Genomic DNA, 20,571 nt, shown 5'->3' with positions numbered 1-20,571 from the left:
AACAACGTGGAGCTGCGGCAGATCGAGGCTTTCCTGGCTGTGGCCGAGGAACTGCACTTTGGCCGCGCCGCCCACCGGCTTCGCATGGCGCAGTCCCCGCTAAGCCAGACGATCAAGAAGCTGGAGAAGAGCCTCGGGGCCGACCTTTTCGAACGAAATACAAGGGCCGTCTCGCTGACCACCGCCGGCTACGCCTTCCTGCCGCACGCACGGAAAATCCTGGAGGAGCTGGACCTGGCGCGGCGGGCCGCCACGGCGGACAGCGGCGAAGTGTACGGCCGGCTCAGCATCGGCTTCTCCGGAGCACTCAACCATAGGACCCTCCCCCCGCTCACCCGGGCATTGCGCAGCAGCTACCCGCATCTGGACCTGACCCTCAGCGGCGGACTGCTCACCCAGGATGCCCTGGACCAGCTCCGTAACGGGTCCCTGGATCTGTCCTTCATCGGGCTGCCGGTGGATGCTCCTTCCCTGGCCACCCGACGCATTGCCGTGGAGCCGCTGGGCGCTGCACTTCCGGTGGACCATCCGCTGGCCGGCCGGCCACAGATTGCCCTGGCCGACCTGGCAGCCGACGGCTTCGTCACCATGCCCGCGGCGCAGGGTTCCACGTTGCGGGAGGCCGTGTTCTCGGCGTGCACGGCTGCCGGGTTCCGGCCCCGCGTGGTGCAGGAGGTGTCCGATCCCTACACGGCCCTTTCCCTGGTGGCCGGCGGTGTGGGCGTCAGCCTGATGCCCGACTCCATGGCCGGAATCATGCCCGGCGGCACGGTCTTCATCCCGCTTTCCGGCGCGGTGCCGCTGCTGGAGTCCGGGATCGCCTGGAATCCGGACCTCATGTCGCCGGCCCTCAAGCTGGCACTTGAACTGGCGGATTCCGTGCTGCCCACACCGCCTCGCCAGGATCTCCGTACCGCTCAGCACCGCTGATGACTATGTAGTCTTCTCACATAGTCCCAGACCGAATAAGTGTTGGACACGTCTCAATCCCGCTCCCACGATGGAAGGACACCAATTACTCAACGAAGAGGACAACGCCCATGGCAACTTTCGCCGTCACCTACGCCTACTCCGACGCCACGGCCGGCGAGCGCGATGAGCACCGGCCACGCCACGTTGAATTCCTGAAGTCGCAGTTCGACGGCGGCCGGCTGCTGACGAGCGGCCCCTTCGGCTCCGGGGAATCACCCGGAGCCCTGCTGATCCTCAAAGGCGATTCCAAGGCCGACGTCGAAGCACTGATGGACCTGGATCCGTTCTTCAGCAACAACCTCATCGAAGAACGGACCATCCGGCAATGGAACATCTTCTTCGGCGCCGAACGCGTGGACGCCTGATGCTGACCGCCCGCACTGTTGCCAGGGAAACCATCAGCTACGAGGAAGTGGCCGAGCCTGTCCTGGAGCAGGGCCGCGCCCTGGTCCGGATCCACCACGTCACGCTCTGCGGCACTGACCTCCATATCTGGGAGGACGACTACCCGGCCGAACTGCCGGTGGTCCAGGGTCACGAGTTCTCCGGCGTCGTCGAAGCAATCGGCCACAACGCTGCCGGCATCCGGACCGGGGACAGGGTTGCCGTCAGCCCGATGACGTACTGCGGAACCTGCCGGCCATGCTTGCAGGGCAGGTTCAACGTCTGCCGCAATATCAGTTGCATCGGCTGCTATTCCGACGGCGCCCTGGTGGAAGTGCTCAGCGTCCCGGTGGACAAGCTGTGCCCGGTTCCCGAGGGCCTGGCGCTGGAACTGGCCGCCATGGCCGAGCCCGCCTCCATCGCCATGCAGGCCGTGAACCGCGGCCGCCCCGCTGCCGGGGAAACCGCGCTCGTCCTGGGCAGCGGCCCCATCGGGCTGCTCGCCACCCTGTACCTGACCGACCTGGGCGTGGACGTGGTCTGCGCTGACACGGAGGCTGAGCGTCTGGAGCTGGCACGCGCCTTCGGAGCTGTGGACACGCTGCTGGTTGACCCCGCCGCCTGCTTCCCCGACGCCGAACAGGCAGCGCGGCTGGGGCGGCTGACCGAGGGCTACGGCCCCGGCCTGGTGCTGGAGGCAACCGGTGCGCCGTCCTCGCTGGAGAACGCCATACGCCTCGTGGCCAGCGCCGGCCGCATCGTCCAGGTGGGCATTTCAGCGCGCTCGGCCACGGTATCCATGAAGGACATTCCGTTCAAGGAACTGGACCTGCTGGGCAGCCGGAACAGCCTCAACCTGATCCCCGACGGACTGGCCCTCCTGGCGCGCCATCCGGACCAGGCCAGGGCCCTCATGACGCACCGTTTCGGCTTCGCGGACCTGCAGCAGGCCTACGAATTGATGCGCAGCCGGACTGAGAAGGTGGGCAAGATCCTCATCGAGATGCCGGCCGCCCTGGGCTCAGGCACCGGACCGGAAACGGCATTCGCGGGGGCGCCGGCATGAACCCGGGTGCAAACATCCGCACTTCCCAGCGCGTGCTCACGCCGGTGGAGGAACTCGCCCCTGCGTACGACGTCGTGGTGGCCGGCAGCGGGGCGGCCGGCCTGGTGGCGGCGGTCCGCGCGGCGGACGCCGGGCTGAGCGTGCTGGTGGCCGAGAAGGCCGCCCTGCTGGGGGGCACCACGGCCGCCGGCGGCGGGGTGATGTGGGCTCCGAACAACCATCTGGCAGCCCGGGCCGGCTTCAGCGACAGCCATGAACTCGCCGTCGAATACCTCACGGAGGCAGCGGGGCACGTCCTGTCAGCTGCGGAAATCGACTGGTATGTCCGGACCGCACCGCGCGCCGTGAAATACCTGACCGGCAGCACCAGGGTGTCCATGACCCCCATCGCCCGCCCGGATTACCACCTGGAGTGGAACGGCGCGGCCGACGGCGGACGCGGCCTGGACAACAACGCCTTCGATCCGCAGGACTATCCGGGCCTGGCGGAGGCCATCCGGCCGTCGTCGTACTTCCCGCTCCTGACCATGACGGAACGGGACGAGCTCAACGGCCGCGCCGCCGATCCTGCGCTTCTCGCGACGCGGGCGAAAACCGGGGTGCGCACCATGGGCGGCGCGCTGGTGGGCCGGCTGCTGGCGAGCGCCCTGGACCGGGGTATCCACATTGCTGCCGCCGCGCCGGTGGAGGACCTGGTCCGCGCGGGGAGCGGCTGGACGGTCACGCTCGGCCCAGGCGGAGACAGTGCCGCCGGCCCAGGCAGGACCCTCACGGCCGCCGCCGTCGTCCTGGCCTCCGGCGGGTTCGAATGGAACCCGCGGCTGCGCCAGGCGTTCCTGCCCTTCCCGGTGACGCCCATCAGCGCGCCGTCCAACGAGGGCGACGGGCTGGAACTGGGCCTGAAAGCCGGGGCGGCAGTGGCTGACATGACGGCCATCTGGGGTGTCCCCGTGATCGCCGCACCGGCGCACCGGTATGACGGCCGGCAGTCCGGCCGGATGGGCAACGTGGAAATGACCCTGCCCGGTTCCATCACCGTGAACGCCGCGGGAAGGCGTTTCGTCAATGAAGCCCTGAACTACCACGACGCCTGCCGGGTGTTCGCCTCGGTGGACCCCCACACCGGGCGGCAGCGGAACAATCCCGCGTGGCTGGTGTTCGACTCCGCCTACCTGTCCAAGTACCCCGTGGCCGGCTCAACGCCCGGGTCACCGGCGGAATGGATGACCTCGGCCGGAACCGTGGAGGAACTGGCCGGAAAGCTCGGAGTAGACCCCGCCGGGCTCCGCGAAACCGTGGCCCGGTTCAACAAAGATGCCGCCGCGGGCGTGGACACCGAGTTCCACCGCGGCGCCACACCCCAGGACCGTTTCCTGGGCGATTCCGGCAACACCCCCAACCCGTGCCTGGCTCCCCTGGCCACCGGCCCGTTCCATGCCGTGCCGATTTCGGCAGGCGTCCTGGGCACCTCGGGCGGGCTGGAAACCGACTTCGACGGCCGCGTGCTGGACCGCCGGGCGAACCCGATCCCCGGGCTCTACGCCGCCGGAAACGTCGCTGCCAGTGTGTTCCGGAACAACTACCCTGGCGGCGGGGCCACCCTGGGGTCCGCCATCACGCGGGCCTTCGCAGTGGGCGAGCACCTGGCGCGGCGCCGGCAGAACTGACAGCACGAACAGCAAGGACAGCGCTGAGAAGAGAACACTAAGGCGAGGGGCCGACGGCGGGAGTTTCCGCCGTCGGCCCCTCGCCTTTGCGAGCGTGTGACGCGGGACACAAAAGAAATTCCACCGAAGTGATTGCCTTCCGGCGGCCCGGTCGGCCACACTTAGGGTGGATCCGCAGGAACGACAAAACGTTCCCGGTCCCTCCGCCGGAAGCATCGCACCGGCCCCGCCCCATCTCAGAATGCCGGGCCCCCCGCATCACCTTCAGCTCAAATCTCCTCCCGCCTCAAAGGCACCCTTTTTGTCCTCCCCGGATTCCCCGGATTCCCCCTCACCGAAACACGGCCCGGCCCGGCCACCTTCCCTGGACACCCGCCCCGATCACACCCCTGCGAAAGAGAGCACCCCATGATCAAGCACCACTCAGACATCCTGCTCGAGATCATTGCCCACGATCCCGCAACCATCGAAAACGACCTCAACAGGGCCGTGGACATCGCCCTCCGCCACGCCATGCAGGAACGCCGCCACGGCGTGCTGGTCACCCAGACCGGCTACTCCACCTACACCGTGGCCGTCAGCCGCGACGTTCCCTACGGCGAAACGCGGGAGCTCCGGCAGTGGGCTTCCGCCTCCTAGGCAGGCACGCCCAGGAAGGACCGCCGCTGTACGCACCCGCACCCCGCCTGTAGCGTGGGACCACACCGCGAGATCAGGAGCAGTCGATGAGCACGGAACACAACGAGGCCGACGACATCGTGAGCGATGGCGTCGAGGACGAAACCAACCCGGTGCCGAGGGACAAGCCGGCGGACCAGGCGTCCGGCCGACATGCCGGGCCCGGCCCTGTCGATGCCCGCCCCGGCGCGGATGGCACCGAACCCCCGGGACCGGCCGAGGAACAGAACAGCAAAACGCCGGACCACCGGGGCCTCACCACCGAACCCAGCTCCAGCTGACATAGAAAGCACCGACGAAGACGAGGAGCCCGACGGCGGCAATTACCGCCGTCGGGCTCCTCGTCTTTGTGCTTTTCCCGGCCACGTTGCTGACTGGGTTGTGCCGGTCAGGCAGTCCGGCCCGCGTGCCCGCCTTCTTCGATCTCTTCCAGCAGTTTGTCGTTGAAGGCCTTGAGGTCCCCGGGGTGCCTGCTGGTGACGAAGCCCTGGTCCACCACAACCTCCTCATCACTCCAGAGGGCGCCCGCGTTCTTCAGGTCGGTCCGGAGCGTGTGGTACGAGGTCAGCCTGCGCCCGCGGACCACGCCTGCGTCGATGAGCAGCCAGGGGCCGTGGCAGATGGACGCCACCGGCTTGTGCTGTTCGAAGAAGCTGCGGGCAAAGGCCTGCGCGTCGCTGTCCACGCGAAGGTGGTCCGCGTTGACCACTCCGCCCGGGATCACCAGCGCATCGAAATCAGCGGCGTCGGCTTGGGCCGCCGTGATGTCGACGTCGAACTTCTCGCCTTTTTCGGTGCCGTGGTAGCCCTGCAGCTTTCCGGTCTTGGGCGCCACCAGCGTGGGCTCGCCGCCGGCTTCCTTCACGGCGTTCCAGGGGCTGGTGAGCTCCACCTGCTCCACGCCGTCGGTCAGCAGGAACGCCACCTTCTTGCCTGCAATATTGTGCGCTGACATATGTCCTCCTTTGCCGGATGCCTACGGCTTTAACACTAAACAGTGCTAGCACGGAAGTCAGGGACAGTGCTCCGAGCGGACCATGGAAACACGGCATCAGGAAAGGATTCCTGGCCGAAACCACCATCACCGCAACAGGAGCAAAAAAATGTCCATGACCGCCGGAACAAAGAAGTCCCGTCCGTCCCGCGCTAAGATCGCGCTCGTCTCAGCAATGACGCTGGGACTTGCCGCGGGCGGCGTCGCCCTGGCCGCACCTGCCCAGGCAGCCGCCACCAACTACGCCTGCCAGGTGGTGCCGCTCAAGCCCATCTTTGCGGGCTTCAACTCGTCCGGCACCAAACTGGTGGACTACCGGATCAACGTTTACTGCGGTGCCAACCGCTACGTCAACATCGAGCAGCAGCGCTGGGAAAGCGACGATTGGCCCAACGGTGACGACCACCTCGGCAACTCCTCGTTCAGTCGCTACCTCGGCCCGGCCAACGGCTGGCACACCATCCACAACGTCCGCACGCTGACCAACACCGAGATCGGCAACGAGGAGGTCTACCAGAAGGTCCGGCATCAGGAAGGCGTGGGTGGCGTCTGGTCGCCGTTCACCGGCTGGACCGGCAGCGGCACCACGTCCATGTCCAACTAGTTCCGTATCCAGCCAGGCCTGACCATCCGGGCCCGAGCACCCCGCAGGCAATCCGGCGGCCGTCCCCACAGGGGGCGGCCGCCGTTTTGCTAGTGCTGGCGCAGGTAGGTCAGCACGGCGAGGACCCGTCGGTGATCCTCGGGTTCCGGCCGCAGCCCCAGCTTCAGGAAGATGCTCCGGATGTGCGCCTCCACCGTCCGTTCCCCCAGGAACAGGCTCTTGCCGATCGCCTGGTTGGTGCGCCCCTGGGCCATCAGTTCCAGGACGTCCCGCTCGCGGCTGCTGAGCTCGTCCTCCCCCTGGTGGCCGTTGTGCGGCCGGGCCACCATCCGGGCCACCAGTTCAGGATCGACGGCGGTCCCGCCCGCCGCCACCCGGTGCAGGGCGTCGATGAAGTCGTCGATGTCGGACACACGTTCCTTCAGGAGGTAGCCCAGCCCTTTCGCCCCATTCCCCAGGAGCTGCATGGCGTTCTCCGTCTCCACATACTGGGACAGCAGCAGGACCCCCGTCCCCGGCTGGTCGCGGCGGATCGCCGTGGCGGCCTGGATGCCTTCGGTGGTGAAGGTGGGCGGCATGCGGATGTCCACGATGGCAACGTCAGGCTGCTGCGCTGCGATACATCCCAGCAGCTCCTGGGCGTCCGCGGCCTCGCAGACCACCTCCAGCCCTTCGGAGCTGAGCAGCGCGGCAAGGCCGCGGCGGAGCAGCGCCGAGTCGTCCGCGATGGCGACGCGCAGTGTCATGGGAGGTCCTCCGTCGGGTCGGCCGAGAACGGCAGGGTTGCGGCCACGGTTGTTCCGCGGCCGGCCGGGCTGGTGACCGTCAGGGAGCCGCCCAGGGCCGCGGCCCGGTCGGCCAGCCCCAGCAGGCCGCCGTCGGCACCGGGACTTGCCCCGCCGATCCCGTTATCCGTCACGTGCAGGCTGAGTCCCTCCGCCGTTCCTTTGACGCCGATCTGCAGGTTCGAGGCCCGGGCGTGCTTGGCGGCATTGGTGACGGCCTCGGCGCAGATAAAATAGGCGGCGAGTTCCACGGGCGGCGGAGGCCTTTGCGGCAGGTCAACGTCCAGCTCGATGGGCAGCGGGGACCGCTCCGCCAATGCCGTGAGCGAACCGCCCAGCCCTCTTTCCCGCAGCGACGGCGGGTAGACACCCCGGGCCAGCTCACGCAGTTCCGCCAGTGCAACGGCGAGCTCGTCGCTGGCCTGCGCCACCAGGACCTTCATCTCCTCGGGGCTCGCGGCACGCCGTGCCCTGGCAAGGTCCATGGATACGCCCACCAGCCGCTGCTGCGCACCGTCGTGGAGGTCCCGTTCGAGTTCACGACGCCGGGCGTCCCCGGCGGTGACTATCCGTTCCCGGGAGCGGCGGACCTCGATCAGCTGGTCCCGCAGCTGCTGTTCCATGTTCTGGTTGTCCAGGGCCAGAGACGTGGCGCTCTGCACGGCCGCCAGCAGCTGGGGCTGGTCCCGGAGCGCTTCGTCGAAAACCAGGGCCCCGACCGGCGTGCCGTTGCGCTCCAGCACCATCGCCGCCCGTCCGGATCCGTCCTCCGGGACGGCGCGGGGCACGCCGTCGTCGTCCACGAATCCGGCCAGCGCCGGCGACCACCGCCACAGGCTGAGCGTGGGGTCCCGGACCGACCTGCGGAGGGCGCGGATCAGCCGGTCGCTCACCGGCGCCGCACCGATCTCCACCAGCAGCTCGCTGAGCGCGCCGCGGGCGAACCGGTAGCGCCACAGCCCCAGCAGCACAGCGAGCGGGACGATCGCCGTCGCCGGGTACTGCCACAGCAGTGCCTCGTTGGACAGTGATCCGGTCAGCTGGACCACGGCAAGGGACACCCAGACGGTGGACGCTGTCTTGATGATCACTGCCAGCCACAACGGCAGGAAGGCCGCCCGGTAGGCGGCTGAGCCGGACTGCCAGCGGGCCACGAGCACGGCCACAATTGCCAGGCCGATGCCCACCTGGAGAATGCGGGCAACGTCGCCGATGGCACTGGTGAGCTCCGGGCTGTCCCGCAGGAGGAACAGGTTCTTGGACGTGGACTCCCCCGCGGTGACGTGCAGCCGGGGATCGAAGAACGCCCAGCTCGCCACCGCAATCACCGCCCAGGCGGCGAAGAAGAAGACAACGGCCGCCCGTTCCGCCCGCGAGCGCAGGACCCCGGAGGGGAAGCTGAGGGCCAGCTGCAGCAGCGGAGGCTGGTACATCAGGGTCAGCCCCACTCCCACCGTAAAGAGGACCGGATCACTGGACCGCCGCACGCCGGCCGCCAGCCACAGCAGTCCGGCCACCACCAGCAGCAGGCCGGGATTCCGGTTGGGCCGGGTCTGCCAGGCGGTCACGCCGGCCAGGACGAAGGCCAGCCCGACGGCGACGAAGAGGGAAAGTTCAAAGACCGAGAATGGAGCCCGGCCCGGGTTCTCGCCCCAGCGGATGACCCCCTGGGCGTTGAGGACACCCAGCGTCCGGGCAGGATCCTGCAGGGCCGCCGGCTGCCAGTCGATCGAGATCAGCACCAGGGCCAGGACGCCCACGGTGGCAGCCACTACGAACACCAGTTGCTTGGGGGTCACGGTGCTTCCCTCCGCCAAGCTTAAGGATAGGCGCCCGTCAGCTCATTCGGCAGCCACCGGCGGCGCCAGCCGGTAGCCAATTCCCCGCACGGTTTCGACCCACCGGGGCGCGCGCGAGTCGTCTCCCAGCCGTTTCCGCAGGTTTCCCATGTGGACTTCCACCGTGCGCTCCTCGGCGGTGCTCACGTAGGAGCCGGTGTCATAGGGTTCGTTCCTCAGCCGGCGGACCAGATCGGCCTTGGACTGCACCAGGCGTCCGTTTTCCAGCAGCACCAGGAGAAGGTCGAACTGGGTCCGGGTCAGCTCAATCCGCAGCCCCTCGAACTCGGCGGTCCTGGTTCCCTCGCGGAGCGTGAGGCCGTTGTGCTCGAAATCGGCGAGGTCCGCATCGGCAGGGTCACCCTGCCGGAGTGCCGCCACAGCCGGGACGGAAGAGGGCACGGCCTCGGCCGGAGCGCTCTGCGCTCGCCGCCCGTCACCGGCCGGTCCCGCCGGCGGGTGCGCGGCCCGCCGCGGCCGTCGCAGCATGGCCGCGATCCTGGCCCGAAGCTCGCGCGGACGGAAGGGCTTGGTCAGGAAGTCATCCGCCCCTGCTTCGAAGCCCATGATCGCGTCGGCTTCATCCACCCGGCCCGTCACAATGACAAGGTAGGCGTCGCTGAACGTGCGGATGCGGCGGGAGGCTTCGAGGCCGTCAAAGTCGGGAAGCCCGAGGTCCATGGTGACCACCACCGGGTTGTACCGGCGGACCGCCTCAACACCTTCGAGTCCGGAGGCTGTCGCGTGGACGGCGAACCCTGATTGCGACAGCACTTCCCGCAGGGAATTCCTGACGTCGTCGTCGTCCTCTACTACAACGGCAATGCCGCGTTCTTCCATCTATGCCCCCATAGTGTTCAGCCAGTCACCCCCATATTCGTCGGCAGGGAGCCCGCGGATGGGTATTTCCACTAACTGGACATATGGGGTTGATGATGAGCCTACACACGGCGGGACAGCACGTATTGCCGTCGAATCAAATCTTGCGCATCTCTTGAGTTCGCCTCCGGAATCTCCGGGAACTTGAGCCAAAATTGCGTCAAAGTCGCGTCATTCATGATTCCGCCGGTCCACCCTTGAGTCATACATCCAGGCGGGAACCCAGCACCCGTGAGAAGGAAGCGTCACAGGCTGCAAGGAAGCAGGAACGGCCATGAAAAAGGCTCAAGCTGCCAATGAGGTCGCCGCGATCCACGGCGTCATCACCGATCAGGCACCGGTGGATTTTCGCGCCCTGGGGCTCGCCGGCTGCATCGACCGGCTCGCCGCCCCGTTGCGGGAACAGGGAACCACGGTCCGGTGGGAGACACCGCACCACGGCGTCGAGATACCGTCCGGTACTGCCGGGCTGCCGTACCACGCCGCCCAGGAGGCCCTGAGCAATGCGCTCAAATTCGCCGGCGCCACCGAACTGACCGTCCGGCTCGCGGCCGTGCATCACGGCATCCGGCTGACGGTGGCTGACAACGGGGCAGGCTTCGACCGCAATGACCGCACGGGCAACCGCCCGCAGGGATTCGGACTGTTCCTGATGTCCATCGCAGTCCATGAGGCCGGCGGAACCGCAACAGTAGACAGTGCTCCCGGCGAGGGCACCTGCGTCACGGTCACGCTTCCGCTGGACTGACCACACGTTTTACGGGGGGATTACCATGCATATCAGCCCGGGCCGCTGTGCCCACGGATCCGGCAACCGTCTCCAGTATTATTTTGCCCATGACCAGGCCTGTGGTGAGGGCTCCCGTCGCGGGCGTTGCCCGCACGGCACTCGATACGGCATGGGACAGGATCTTCTTCCTGGTCGGTGGTGTCGCCGCCGCCTGGTTGACCTATCTTCTCCTTGAGCTCAGCTTCCAGTGGGGCTGGGGCCAGCTCTGGTTCACGTTTGTCTTCTGGGCCATGCTCGCCTACCTCGTCCTGCCCAGGCTCCACTCGATCCTGACCCGCGTCTATGTGCCCGACTACTTCATCGGGCGCGCCCGCACCAGCGACGGCCTGCTCGGCGATCCGGTGAACGTGGCCCTGCTCGGTTCCGAAGCCCAGCTCCACCACGTCATGCGTCGGGCCGGCTGGACCATAGCGGACGACGTAACCCTGGCCAGCAGTTGGAGGATCATCACCTCCACCCTCCTGCGCCGCAGCTACCTTGAGGCGCCGGTCAGTCCGCTGTTCCTCTTCGGCCGGCAGCAGGACTTCGCCTACCAGCAGGAAGTGGACGGAACCCCGGGCAAGCGCCACCACGTCCGCTTCTGGCGGTGCCCGCCCGGCTGGCTGCTTCCCGGCGGCGTGGCTGCGGACTGGCTGGCCGCGGGCACGTACGACCGAAGCGTCGGCTTCTCGCTGTTTACCCTCCAGATCACGCACAAGATCGACGAACACACGGACGATGAGCGGGACCACATTGTCGCGTCCATTTCCGCCGCCGAGCCCGCGGCCGACGTCCGGGTGATCCGGGATTTCTCCACCGGCTACCACACCCGCAACGGCGGAGGCGATGAAATTGCCACCGACGGCGACCTTCCCATCGTTGACCTGCGGGCAACGCCGGTGCCAGGCGTCGCCGTTCCGCGGCTCCCGAGCGACAGCCGGAACAGGCGCCCTGCGCCCACCATCATCGGAGCCGCCCTCGTGGCCGGCCGGGCACTCGCCGCGGCGGCACTGGCCCTGTCCGTGCTGCTCTTCCCCGCCGAGCACCTGAGCGAGGGCCAATCTCAGCTGGTGCTCTACGCCGGGGCGGCAGTGCTTGTCCTCTCTGCCCTCGCGGAACTGCTGCTGGCCGGGTTCGTGTTCCTGGGGCGGAACTGGGCCCGCACGCTCGCCATGGCCGTGAGCACCGCCGCGATCGGCCTGCAGGTCATTGACGTTGCTCACGGGGGCCCGGGCATCACGCTGCAGACCAACCTCCCCGGCCTCACCCTGGACATCCTGCTGATCCTCGCCCTGTCCAGCGAGCGGTCCCGCGTCTATGCCCGCCGCGACCGCAAGGAGCCGAAACGGATCGCCGCCCGGCCCGGCGGCCGCGCAGCGATCTGACCGCCAGGCCGTCAGAGCGTGGACGGGTCCGTGTTCGCGCCGCACAGGATCACGGCCACGCGTTCGCCTTCAGCCGGGACGTAGGCCCCGGAGGTCAGTGCGGCAAACGCCGCCGCCGCACCATGCTCCACCACCATCCGGTAGTCGGCCCACAGCCGCGAGCGCGCGGCGATAATCTCGTCGTCGGACACCAGCACGCACGCCACGCCGGTCCGCACCGCGACGTCAAAACCGATCCGGCCGATCCGGCGCGCTCCCAGCGAGTCCGCGGCAATCCCGGAAACCGCAACGTCCACCGGCTCACCTGCCGTCAGCGCGGCGTGCAGGGTGGGGGCGGTTGCGGGTTCCACTCCCACCACCCTGGCCAGGCCTTCGACGGCGGCTGCAATCCCGGCCATCAGGCCTCCGCCGCCCACGGCCACCAGTACGGTGTCCACTCCGCCCAGCTGTTCCAGCAGCTCCGAACCGACGGTGCCGGCACCGGCAGCGATTTCCGGCTGGTCGTAGGCGTGGCAGTATACGGCTCCGGTCTCGGCCGCGTAGGCGATGGCGGCGTCGTAGGCCACGGCATATTCGGCGCCGCGCTGGATCACCGTGGCGCCGGATTCCCGGAGTTTCTTCACCTTCATGGCGGGAGCGGTCTCCGGGACAAACACGGCGGCGGGCACTCCCGCCTGGGCTGCGGCGTAGGCGTTGGCCAGACCGGCGTTGCCGCCCGAAGCCACCACAATGCCGACGTCCTCCTTGAGTTCGCCACGCTCGCGGCAGGCCAGCACGCGGTTGAATGCGCCCCGGGCCTTGAAGGTGCCGGTGTGCTGCATGAACTCGCACTTCAGCCAGACCGTCCCGGGGAAGCTGTCCGGATCCGCTTCGATTACGGGTGTGCGGCGCACCAGCCCGGCAATCCTGGCGGCGGCTTGGTCGACGTCGGACCGGGTGATCACCGCACTCCCCCGGCTGCAGCCCCGGATGGTGCGGTGGTGGTCGGAGCCGTGGCGCGCCCGCCGTAGTCATGGCCGATCTGTTGTGCGGCGTCCTGCAGGAACGGGACCACGGTCTTTTCGATGGCTTCCGCCGGAGCCCGGTGGGTCTGCAGTGACACGTTGACCGCGGCAACGACCTCGTGGCCGCGCCAGACCGGGACGGCCACACCGCGCAGGCCTTCCTCCAGTTCCTGGGAGACCATGGACCACCCCCTGGTCCTGGCTTGTTCCACTTCGGCCTGGAGCTGTTCGAGCGTGCCGATCGAGCGCTCGGTGAACCGCTGCAGCTGGACGGAGTCGTAGTAGGTCTTCAGCTCGGTCTCGGACAACGCCCCCAGCAGCACGCGCCCCATGGACGTGGCCCAGGCCGGGAACCTGGTGCCCACGCTGATGGAGACGCTCAGGAGGCGGGGCGACGGAACGCACGCGACATACACCACGTCGGTGCCGTCGAGGATGCACAGGGACGTTGTCTCGTTCAGCTCCGCGGCCAGCGACTTCAAGTGCGGCTCGGCGATTCTGGGGAGCGCAAGGTTTGCCAGGAAGGACTGCCCGATGTCCAGCGAGCGGGGGGTCAGCTCGAAGTGGGACCCCTCGGCGCGAAGATAGCCAAGGTCGGTGAGCGTCATCAGGAACCTCCGGGCCGAGGCCCTGGTCATGTCCGATTTCGCGGCGACCTGGGACACCGTCAGGCGGGGTTCGTCCGGAGCGAAGGCACGCAGTACGTCGAAGGCCTTCTCCACCGACTTCACGAAGTATGCGGGTTGTTCCGCCATGGAATCGTTTGCCCTTCCTGAAGCTCACATCCGGCGCCCGCAGACGCATGGCCGCAGGCTTGTTTCGATCATATCCGGCCCCTAACCGCCGCACGACCGCGCAAACAGCAGGGTCCAACCCCCGGCCAGCTCCGTCATTTCCCCGGATCGGTCAGCCGTCCGCCCGGATATGCGTCAGTGTCCGGCCCAGGAGCTGTCCGGTCTCCGGCGCCAGGCCAAGAATGGGGATCATGGCCGCCGCCTGCGCCCGAAGGTGGTCCCACCCGTCGGCGCACGCCAGCCCCTGCGCCTTGGCGCTGGCGATGGTTGCGGTGGTGTGGCCCGCGTAGACGAAGTCATAGACAAAGGCATCCGGGGAGAGCCGTGCCTGCCCCCAGGCCGGTTCATCATCAGCGCCCTTGCCGAGGGGCGTCGCGTTAACGATCAGGGATGCGCCGGGCGCGTGGTCCCGGGATTCGGCCCAGGACACGGCGGTGGCTTTTATGCCCAGGCTGGTGGCAAGGTCCACCAGCTGCTGCGATGCCCCCGGGTCCTTGTCCGTCACTGTGACCCGGTCAGCCAGCCCCGCGAGCGCCACCAGCGTTGCCCGTGCGGCGCCGCCGGCCCCGAGCATCAGGGCGTGCCGCTGGTGCCGGCCACCCAGGAGTTCGACGACGGCGGTGATGTCAGTATTGTGCGCATTCAGCCTCCGGCCGTCCCGGACCAGGAGGTTGGAGGCTCCGCTGAGCCGGACCGGTTCGGTGACGGAGTCAGCAGTTCCGGCGGCCCACTGCTTGTGGGGCATCGTCACATTGGCGGCCACGACGTCGGCCTCCAGCATCGCGGCACGGACGCCGGACATGTCCTGTCCGGCAGGCACGTCCCATGCCTCGTACGTCCAGCTGCTCCCGAGCTCCTCGAAGACCGGGCCCCACAGCCCGGGCGACATGGCGCTTGAAGCAGCCGAGCCGATAAGGAACAAACGGTGTGCGGGCGTTCGGTTCTCCATAGTGACCCTCTCATGTGAAAGACGCAGTCGGGTTGCCCGGTCAGGAAAGTGTTGTGAGGCACCTCACTCTGCGGTACTCTATTCCATAATCGCATACCGCACAGCTGTTCGGAATGCGCACAAATAAGAAATTCAAACAGTCTTTCAACGCGGAGGGACCAGCATCATGACCAACACAGCCACAGGCGCCGGCATCGGAGCCGAGCAGCGCCAGCTCAAGAGGGCCAAGAAGGCAGCCCTGGCCGCGTTCCTCGGCGGCGCCCTTGAGTACTACGACTTCTTCATCTACGCCACTGCGGCGTCGCTGGTCTTTTCCAAGATCTTCTTCCCGTCGGGCGACCCCACGGTCGCCCTGATCGCCTCGTTCGCCACCTTCGGCGTGGCGTATGTGGCACGGCCTTTCGGCGCAGTGGTCTTCGGGCACCTGGGTGACAAGATCGGCCGCAAGAACACCCTGGTGCTGACGCTGGTCCTGATGGGTTCGGCCACGTTCCTCATCGGCGTGCTGCCCGATTTCAACACCGCCGGCTACTGGGCTCCCGCCCTGCTGGTTCTCCTGCGCCTCATGCAGGGCCTCTCTGCCGGGGCCGAAACCGCGGGCGCCTCGGCACTGTCCACCGAGGAAGCCCCCGAAGGACGCCGCGGCTTCTTCGCCAGCTTCGCCATGAGCGGCATCTCCGCCGGCATTGTCCTGGCCTCGCTGGCGTTCCTCCCCGTGGCGGCCATGAGCGAAGCGGACCGCCTGGCCTGGGGCTGGCGCATCCCGTTCTGGCTCTCGCTGGTGGTGCTGATCGTTGCGTACCTTGTCCGCCGCTCACTGGAGGAACCAGAGGTCTTCGAGGAAAAGCACGATCACGGCGAACTGGTGAAACTGCCCTTCGCCAAGATGTTCAAGACCCACCCGGCACAGTTCTTCCAGGTGGCCCTGATGTCCTTTGAAACCGTCACGAACACGTTTATGCAGTCCTTCGGCCTGGCCTACGCCGTTTCCGTGGGCGTGCCGGCCTCCACCATGCTCTGGGTCAGCATCACGGGCAACATCATCGCCGTCGTATCCCAGCCGTTCATGGCCTGGCTCTCCGACAGGTACGGCCGCCGCCCGATCTTCATCACCGGCGTCCTGGGTTCAGGCGTGATGATCTTCGTCTACTTCTCCGTGATTTCCACGGGCAACATCCCCATGATCTTCCTGACCAGCACCCTGATCACCGCAGGCACCTACGCCATGTCCAACGCCATCTACCCGGCCTGGTTCTCGGAACTGTTCAACGTCAAGGTCCGCTATTCCGGCATGGCCATCGGCCTGCAGGTTGGCATCCTGTGCGCCGGCTTCACCCCGCTGCTCGGCACCGCCCTCGTCGGCGCAGACAAGGCGAACTGGGCCCCCGCCGCCTGGATCGTGGCCGCCTCCTCGCTCCTGGCCGTGGCCGGTGCCTACTGGGCCCGCGAGACCAGCAGGACCCCGCTGCGCGAACTGGGCAACTCGGTCCGCTAGCGGCCCGCCAACGGCCCGCCAACGGCGCCTTACCGGCGCCGGAGGCGGGCCAGCAGCGTCGCGGCGAGCAGCGCCGTCGTAAGTTCCAGGGCAAGGACGGCGAGCAGTCCGCCGGCGGACGAGCCAGCATCAGCCGGCACCCCGGAGACTCCGTGGCCGTGGGCGTGTGACCCGGCGCCGGACGCTGTCCCCAGCAACAGGTAAGCGTGCAGCGCCGTCATGGCCAGCGCGCACGCCATGACCTGGCGCAGTGACCCAACCCGGCCCTCGCGCCAGATGTGCACGGCGCACGGCAGGCAGACCCCCACCATGGCCAGCATCAGCAGGTTCAGCCACAGGCCGTGCTGGTTTCCCATCACGAGCCAGAGGTGCACCAGGCTGGACGCGGCCGTCGCCGCGGCCACGATGCGCACGTGTGCACCGGGGCGGGGGTGGAGGATGGGGCCGGCGGTCCGGCCCCATCCCCGGAGGGCGGTCATGGCTCCTGCCTAGCCGTGGCAGTGTCCGCCGGCGGCGGGCCCGGCGTTCGGGTTGGCCGGGACGTCCAGCACGGGGCTGCGGTCAAAGAACCCTTCCGGACGCAGCTTGAAGCCGACCGTGTCCACCGGCATGATGGGCCAGTCCTCGATCCGGGGGAAGTGGGTCAGGCCGAAAGTGTGCCACACCACGATGTCCTGGCCGTCAATCTCGCGGTCCTGGGCGACGTAGGCCGGAAGGCCCGCTCCCCCGGAGTGCTGGTTCACGAAATCGCCGGTGGGGTACCGCTCGTCCTCCGCGAACCGGGTGACCCACAGGTCCTTGGTGGCGAACGCCGCCCGGCGGGCAATGGAGGACTCCGGATCGGCCAGGAGCGTGGGCTGGCCCTGGGCATGCAGTTTGTAGCCGACCGGTTCGCCCAGGCGGTTGCGGGACTCCGGGTTGGAGATGATCCATGTCCGGCCGCTGCGGGCGTCGGCTTCCCGGACGGCTTCGGACTCCCGGCCCAGGACGGTCCGTTTCCGGGAGAAGGCGTTGCCGCGTTCGTTGCCTTCGCCCATGGGCTGGCGGACCACGTCTTCCTCCTCCACCCGGTTGGTGAAGCCGTCGATCGCCATGTCCAGGCGGGCGCTGAAGAGGTGCTGGTGGAACGGCGCGCCGAGCCCGGGGGCCAGCTGGGAGATGTTGGCCGAGCCGCCTTCGGGGAACGCGCTGGTGAAGACGACGCCGGTGGCCTTGGCCTCGAATTCGATGGTGCCGTCGAGGTACAGGTACCAGTAGAAGCCGTAGTCGTAGTTGCCGATGGTGGTGAAGAAGGAGATGACCAGGCGGCGGTTGCGCCGGGTGTAGTTGATGCCCGTCCAGAGGTCGGAGTGCTTGGCCAGGATGCCCCAGTCCTCCTCATGCATGCAGATGCCGTTGCGGATTTCGCGCGGATTGCCGAACGCGTCGCTAATCACCGGGCTGAGGTAGGTGATCTCCCCGAGGCAGTCGCAGCCCAGTTCGAGCGAGTTGGCGTATTGGCCCACCAGGTATTCGCCGGTGTCGAAGTAGTTCTGCCAGGACCGGATGGGCGACGGGTCGCCGTAGGGAACCACCATCTCGGCGATGGACGCGCGGTTGATGATGGGCCGCAGGCGGTCGCCGTCCTGGAAGGCCAGGTTGTGCAGCACCACACCCTCGCGGACATCGAAGCCGACGTCCACGCTCCACTTTTCCCACTCCACGTGGTTGCCGCCGGTGACCGTGAAGCTGGGACCCTCGGGCTGGGTGATGTGGAGCGGCTTCTGGGTGGTGCGGAGCGGGCCGGTGAGCTCGGGATCGGTGTAGTTGCCGTGCTCGGCGGGAACCGGGACGACGCCGGTATCCAGGACCTGCGTGACTTTCTTGCTGACCACGTCGACGTACGCCACGAGTCCGTCCACGGGATGCGCCCAGGCGCTGTCTTCGGGGAAATCCTGCACGAAGGCCAGGCCACGGAGGATGCGGCGGCCTTTCTCCTCCGGGTACTCGAAGACTCCGGCCGACAGCGGGGCAACGCGGACTTTGCTGACGTCCAGGTTTCGGTCCGCCAGGGCCTTCAGCCACCGCTCATCGGAGGCCAGGAGTTCCTCGACCACCTCGAACTCCTCTTCCAGCACCGGCAGTTCGCCCGCGACGGCGGTGTCCAGTTCGACGGCGGACGTCACCTCGCCGCGGGTGGCGGAGACCGTCACATCGAGGGGACGGCCCCCGGACACGTCGTGGATGAACACCCGGAAGCGCCGGTCCTCCGAACCGGGGGTTTCCGGCGGTGCCGGGCGCCGCGCCGGGTCCAGCAGCCCGAGGTAGGCGATCCGCTTCTCCGGGCCGAGGAGTCCGCCGGCACGCAGGATGCCCTGGACTTCGGTGATCTCCCCGCCCGTTGCCAGGCGGTACGGGGCGGCTGTGTCAGTTGGTGCAAGTGTCATGAGCGCTGCCTTTGTCCGGGACCGTGTTGGGGTCGGGATGTTTATTTTCTATAGTTGTAGAGAATAAACGGTCCGTAAGATGGATCACAAGGGTTCGATACAAAAAAGTTCCGGGGGATCACCAGAGTGCCAAAGATTGTTGACCATGATGAACGGCGCCTGGAACTGGTGGATGCGACCTGGCGGATCATTGCCAGGCTGGGCATCGAAGGCGCCACGATGCGGGAAATCGCCCTCGAGGCCGGCTTTGCCAACGGCGCACTGAAGCCCTACTTCCCCACCAAGGACACGCTGCTGACGTTTGCGTTCCGGCACGTCTTCAACAGGACCAACGAGCGCATCCGGGAGGTCACGGCGGGCAAGGCCGGGATTGAAGCACTCCGGGCTTTTTGCGTGGAGGTGCTGCCGCTGGACGCCGAGCGGATCAATGAAGCGCGGATTGTGGTCCCGTTCTGGCAGAAGGCCATCAATGACCCGGAAAAAGCCGCCATCCATCGCGAGTCCATGGACCAGTGGCACGCCGCGATCCTCGGGCACCTGGCGGAGGCGAGGACGCAAGGGGACGTGGGTGCCGCCGTCGACGATTCGGCCGTTGCCGGCCACCTCCTGAACATGCTGCTGGGCGCGCAGATAGCAGCCGCCCTCGCCCCGGACAACGAGGCGGACCTGGGCCTGGGCGACCAGCTGGAAGCATTCCTGACCCTCCTTCGGGCGGGTTCATAATTCTTTTTTCGACGATGGGCGAAAAAAGATGACAACGCCCGCCGTGGCCGCTAACCTGAAATGACTGTGTCGCAGGACACAGCCTGGGGGACCCACTTTCAGATGGCTATCCGGCGTCAGGAACATCCATGTCTGCAACCACAGCCCGCCCGGCGGGCCAGGAAGTCACCTCCAGCGTGGCCACCTCATTCGACCACTGGCGGCACCTTGTGGCGGAGTCTTTCGTGCCGCTGGCCGCCGACACGGATCAGCCGGACACCTTCCGCGGCCGGATGCGGTCCAGGGTGTTGGACCGGCTGTGCATCGTGGAGGTGTCAGCCTCGGGCCACAATGTCCACCGCACACCTGCCCTGGTGGCCCGGCCCGGCCAGCGCTATTTCAAACTCAATCTCCAGCTGGAGGGCACCGGACTCCTCATCCAGGACAACCGCGAGGCAGTGCTGCGCCCCGGCGACCTCGCCATTTACGACACCAACCGCCCCTACACGCTGGCGTTCGAAGAGCAGGCGCGGGTCATGGTGGTCATGTTCCCGCACGATTCGCTGACCCTGCCCCCGGACTACGTCGGGCAGCTCGCGGCCGTCCGGCTGGCAGGCGGGCACGGGCTGGCGGGCATCGTAGGCCCCTTCATTGCCCGGCTGGCGGAGAACCTTGAAGCCCTCAGCGGCCCCAGCGGATCACGGCTGGCCGCCAACGCCCTGGACCTCGTGTCCACCATGCTGCACTCGGAGCTGGACATGGCGCGGGAGAGCATGAAGCCTCAGGTGCTGCTGGCATCGTCCGTGCGCGAATACATCGAGGCCAACCTCGCCGATCCCCAGCTCTCGCCCGCCAGCATTGCGGCGGCACACTTCATCTCCACCCGGCACCTGCACAACATCTTCCACGAATCGGGCGCCACTGTTGCCAGCTGGATCCGGAACCAGCGGCTGGAGCGCATCCGCCGCGACCTGAGGGATCCGCTGCTTCACAGCACCTCCGTGGGGGCAGTCGCCGCCCGCTGGGGGTTCCTGGATGCGGCGCATTTCAGCCGCACGTTCCGGGATGCCTACGGCGAATCCCCCAGCGACTGGCGCCGCGGCGCCTAGGAGTCTGCTGAATTAGTCGTGGGTGGGCGCGTCGACTGGACTGGTGGGCCTGGTGGTTAAGACTGGTCTTA

General features: G+C 67.6%; 21 protein-coding genes. 12 read left to right on the top strand and 9 right to left on the bottom strand.

Annotated elements, in window-relative coordinates:
- Nucleotides 1–6 precede the first annotated feature (6 nt).
- The 6 genes from PV761_RS12430 (at nt 7) to PV761_RS12405 (ending at nt 5,048) form a co-directional block, all read left to right on the top strand.
- Nucleotides 7–930, top strand: coding sequence for a LysR family transcriptional regulator (locus tag PV761_RS12430; protein WP_347897117.1), 924 nt, complete (start codon nt 7–9; stop codon nt 928–930).
- A 110-nt stretch (nt 931–1,040) separates the two neighbouring features.
- Entirely contained in the window at nt 1,041–1,337 is a 297-nt protein-coding gene (locus PV761_RS12425; protein WP_347897115.1) for a YciI family protein, read from the top strand.
- The gene (locus tag PV761_RS12420) at nt 1,337–2,422 is read left to right on the top strand and encodes an alcohol dehydrogenase catalytic domain-containing protein (RefSeq protein ID WP_347897113.1); all 1,086 of its coding nucleotides are present in this window, start codon (nt 1,337–1,339) and stop codon (nt 2,420–2,422) included. Before PV761_RS12425 ends, PV761_RS12420 begins: the two co-directional genes overlap by 1 nt.
- The gene (locus PV761_RS12415; RefSeq protein WP_347897111.1) at nt 2,419–4,089 is read left to right on the top strand and encodes an FAD-dependent oxidoreductase; all 1,671 of its coding nucleotides are present in this window, start codon (nt 2,419–2,421) and stop codon (nt 4,087–4,089) included. The genes PV761_RS12420 and PV761_RS12415 overlap by 4 nt, the downstream gene beginning before the upstream one ends.
- 408 nt (nt 4,090–4,497) lie before the next feature.
- Nucleotides 4,498–4,728 (top strand): hypothetical protein, encoded by a 231-nt coding sequence (locus PV761_RS12410; RefSeq protein ID WP_347897107.1) that lies wholly within the window; start codon nt 4,498–4,500, stop codon nt 4,726–4,728.
- Nucleotides 4,729–4,814: 86 nt separating this feature from the next.
- Nucleotides 4,815–5,048, top strand: coding sequence for a hypothetical protein (locus PV761_RS12405; protein ID WP_028271214.1), 234 nt, complete (start codon nt 4,815–4,817; stop codon nt 5,046–5,048).
- A 107-nt stretch (nt 5,049–5,155) separates the two neighbouring features.
- On the opposite strand, the gene PV761_RS12400 is transcribed toward PV761_RS12405, so the two are convergent.
- Nucleotides 5,156–5,722 carry a type 1 glutamine amidotransferase domain-containing protein gene (locus PV761_RS12400; protein ID WP_347897105.1) on the bottom strand — a complete coding sequence of 189 codons (567 nt, stop codon included), beginning with the start codon at nt 5,720–5,722 and terminating at the stop codon, nt 5,156–5,158.
- A gap of 154 nt (nt 5,723–5,876) precedes the next feature.
- Here PV761_RS12400 and PV761_RS12395 point away from each other — a divergent pair, with 154 nt between their 5' ends.
- Nucleotides 5,877–6,365 (top strand): hypothetical protein, encoded by a 489-nt coding sequence (locus tag PV761_RS12395; RefSeq protein WP_231511240.1) that lies wholly within the window; start codon nt 5,877–5,879, stop codon nt 6,363–6,365.
- Between the two features lie 89 nt (nt 6,366–6,454).
- Here the strand turns inward: PV761_RS12395 and PV761_RS12390 are convergent, their stop codons facing one another.
- From PV761_RS12390 to PV761_RS12380, 3 genes are read right to left on the bottom strand one after another with little or no spacing between them, the layout of a single operon-like run.
- Nucleotides 6,455–7,111 carry a response regulator transcription factor gene (locus tag PV761_RS12390; protein WP_347897103.1) on the bottom strand — a complete coding sequence of 219 codons (657 nt, stop codon included), beginning with the start codon at nt 7,109–7,111 and terminating at the stop codon, nt 6,455–6,457.
- Complete coding sequence (locus tag PV761_RS12385) at nt 7,108–8,949, bottom strand: histidine kinase (protein ID WP_347897101.1); 1,842 nt, start codon at nt 8,947–8,949, stop codon at nt 7,108–7,110. Before PV761_RS12385 ends, PV761_RS12390 begins: the two co-directional genes overlap by 4 nt.
- A 42-nt stretch (nt 8,950–8,991) precedes the next feature.
- Nucleotides 8,992–9,828 carry a response regulator transcription factor gene (locus PV761_RS12380; RefSeq protein ID WP_347897099.1) on the bottom strand — a complete coding sequence of 279 codons (837 nt, stop codon included), beginning with the start codon at nt 9,826–9,828 and terminating at the stop codon, nt 8,992–8,994.
- A gap of 313 nt (nt 9,829–10,141) precedes the next feature.
- Between PV761_RS12380 and PV761_RS12375 the strand changes: the two genes are divergently transcribed.
- On the top strand, nt 10,142–10,615 hold the full coding sequence (locus PV761_RS12375) for an ATP-binding protein (RefSeq protein WP_347897097.1): 474 nt from the start codon (nt 10,142–10,144) through the stop codon (nt 10,613–10,615).
- An 89-nt stretch (nt 10,616–10,704) separates the two neighbouring features.
- Entirely contained in the window at nt 10,705–12,021 is a 1,317-nt protein-coding gene (locus tag PV761_RS12370; RefSeq protein WP_347897095.1) for an LssY C-terminal domain-containing protein, read from the top strand.
- A gap of 11 nt (nt 12,022–12,032) precedes the next feature.
- Here the strand turns inward: PV761_RS12370 and PV761_RS12365 are convergent, their stop codons facing one another.
- The 3 genes from PV761_RS12365 to PV761_RS12355 all read right to left on the bottom strand — a co-directional run bounded on the left by PV761_RS12365 (nt 12,033) and on the right by PV761_RS12355 (nt 14,768).
- A complete protein-coding gene (locus PV761_RS12365; RefSeq protein ID WP_347897093.1) occupies nt 12,033–12,965 on the bottom strand; it encodes a threonine/serine dehydratase in 933 nt (310 codons plus the stop codon).
- Nucleotides 12,962–13,780 (bottom strand): IclR family transcriptional regulator C-terminal domain-containing protein, encoded by an 819-nt coding sequence (locus PV761_RS12360; protein WP_028271223.1) that lies wholly within the window; start codon nt 13,778–13,780, stop codon nt 12,962–12,964. The genes PV761_RS12365 and PV761_RS12360 overlap by 4 nt, the downstream gene beginning before the upstream one ends.
- A gap of 151 nt (nt 13,781–13,931) precedes the next feature.
- Entirely contained in the window at nt 13,932–14,768 is an 837-nt protein-coding gene (locus tag PV761_RS12355) for a shikimate dehydrogenase (protein ID WP_028271224.1), read from the bottom strand.
- A 166-nt stretch (nt 14,769–14,934) separates the two neighbouring features.
- Here PV761_RS12355 and PV761_RS12350 point away from each other — a divergent pair, with 166 nt between their 5' ends.
- Nucleotides 14,935–16,263, top strand: a complete 1,329-nt coding sequence (locus tag PV761_RS12350) for an MFS transporter (protein WP_347897090.1) — start codon at nt 14,935–14,937, stop codon at nt 16,261–16,263.
- 29 nt (nt 16,264–16,292) lie between these two features.
- On the opposite strand, the gene PV761_RS12345 is transcribed toward PV761_RS12350, so the two are convergent.
- Both PV761_RS12345 and PV761_RS12340 read right to left on the bottom strand, forming a co-directional pair.
- The gene (locus PV761_RS12345) at nt 16,293–16,742 is read right to left on the bottom strand and encodes a hypothetical protein (protein ID WP_347897088.1); all 450 of its coding nucleotides are present in this window, start codon (nt 16,740–16,742) and stop codon (nt 16,293–16,295) included.
- A 9-nt stretch (nt 16,743–16,751) separates the two neighbouring features.
- Nucleotides 16,752–18,689, bottom strand: a complete 1,938-nt coding sequence (locus PV761_RS12340; RefSeq protein ID WP_347897086.1) for a primary-amine oxidase — start codon at nt 18,687–18,689, stop codon at nt 16,752–16,754.
- Between the two features lie 126 nt (nt 18,690–18,815).
- Between PV761_RS12340 and PV761_RS12335 the strand changes: the two genes are divergently transcribed.
- The gene (locus PV761_RS12335) at nt 18,816–19,412 is read left to right on the top strand and encodes a TetR/AcrR family transcriptional regulator (protein ID WP_347897084.1); all 597 of its coding nucleotides are present in this window, start codon (nt 18,816–18,818) and stop codon (nt 19,410–19,412) included.
- 128 nt (nt 19,413–19,540) lie between these two features.
- The gene (locus PV761_RS12330; RefSeq protein WP_347897082.1) at nt 19,541–20,500 is read left to right on the top strand and encodes a helix-turn-helix domain-containing protein; all 960 of its coding nucleotides are present in this window, start codon (nt 19,541–19,543) and stop codon (nt 20,498–20,500) included.
- The last annotated feature ends 71 nt before the right edge of the window (nt 20,501–20,571 follow it).

It is taken from the genome of Arthrobacter sp. CC3 (genome assembly GCF_039907775.1).
Taxonomy (GTDB): Bacteria; Actinomycetota; Actinomycetes; order Actinomycetales; family Micrococcaceae; genus Arthrobacter.
Note: the sequence above shows the minus strand (reverse complement) of the source record. Positions and strands in the feature narration are given on the sequence as shown.

Excerpts from the sequence above, each read along its gene's own strand:
- PV761_RS12425 (WP_347897115.1), top strand. The coding sequence starts at position 1,041 with ATGGCAACTTTCGCCGTCACCTACGCCTACTCCGACGCCACGGCCGGC.
- PV761_RS12420 (WP_347897113.1), top strand. The coding sequence starts at position 1,337 with ATGCTGACCGCCCGCACTGTTGCCAGGGAAACCATCAGCTACGAGGAA.
- PV761_RS12415 (WP_347897111.1), top strand. The coding sequence starts at position 2,419 with ATGAACCCGGGTGCAAACATCCGCACTTCCCAGCGCGTGCTCACGCCG.
- PV761_RS12410 (WP_347897107.1), top strand. The coding sequence starts at position 4,498 with ATGATCAAGCACCACTCAGACATCCTGCTCGAGATCATTGCCCACGAT.
- PV761_RS12405 (WP_028271214.1), top strand. The coding sequence starts at position 4,815 with ATGAGCACGGAACACAACGAGGCCGACGACATCGTGAGCGATGGCGTC.
- PV761_RS12400 (WP_347897105.1), bottom strand. The coding sequence starts at position 5,722 with ATGTCAGCGCACAATATTGCAGGCAAGAAGGTGGCGTTCCTGCTGACC.
- PV761_RS12395 (WP_231511240.1), top strand. The coding sequence starts at position 5,877 with ATGACCGCCGGAACAAAGAAGTCCCGTCCGTCCCGCGCTAAGATCGCG.
- PV761_RS12390 (WP_347897103.1), bottom strand. The coding sequence starts at position 7,111 with ATGACACTGCGCGTCGCCATCGCGGACGACTCGGCGCTGCTCCGCCGC.
- PV761_RS12380 (WP_347897099.1), bottom strand. The coding sequence starts at position 9,828 with ATGGAAGAACGCGGCATTGCCGTTGTAGTAGAGGACGACGACGACGTC.
- PV761_RS12375 (WP_347897097.1), top strand. The coding sequence starts at position 10,142 with ATGAAAAAGGCTCAAGCTGCCAATGAGGTCGCCGCGATCCACGGCGTC.
- PV761_RS12370 (WP_347897095.1), top strand. The coding sequence starts at position 10,705 with ATGACCAGGCCTGTGGTGAGGGCTCCCGTCGCGGGCGTTGCCCGCACG.
- PV761_RS12360 (WP_028271223.1), bottom strand. The coding sequence starts at position 13,780 with ATGGCGGAACAACCCGCATACTTCGTGAAGTCGGTGGAGAAGGCCTTC.
- PV761_RS12355 (WP_028271224.1), bottom strand. The coding sequence starts at position 14,768 with ATGGAGAACCGAACGCCCGCACACCGTTTGTTCCTTATCGGCTCGGCT.
- PV761_RS12350 (WP_347897090.1), top strand. The coding sequence starts at position 14,935 with ATGACCAACACAGCCACAGGCGCCGGCATCGGAGCCGAGCAGCGCCAG.
- PV761_RS12345 (WP_347897088.1), bottom strand. The coding sequence starts at position 16,742 with ATGACCGCCCTCCGGGGATGGGGCCGGACCGCCGGCCCCATCCTCCAC.
- PV761_RS12340 (WP_347897086.1), bottom strand. The coding sequence starts at position 18,689 with ATGACACTTGCACCAACTGACACAGCCGCCCCGTACCGCCTGGCAACG.
- PV761_RS12330 (WP_347897082.1), top strand. The coding sequence starts at position 19,541 with ATGTCTGCAACCACAGCCCGCCCGGCGGGCCAGGAAGTCACCTCCAGC.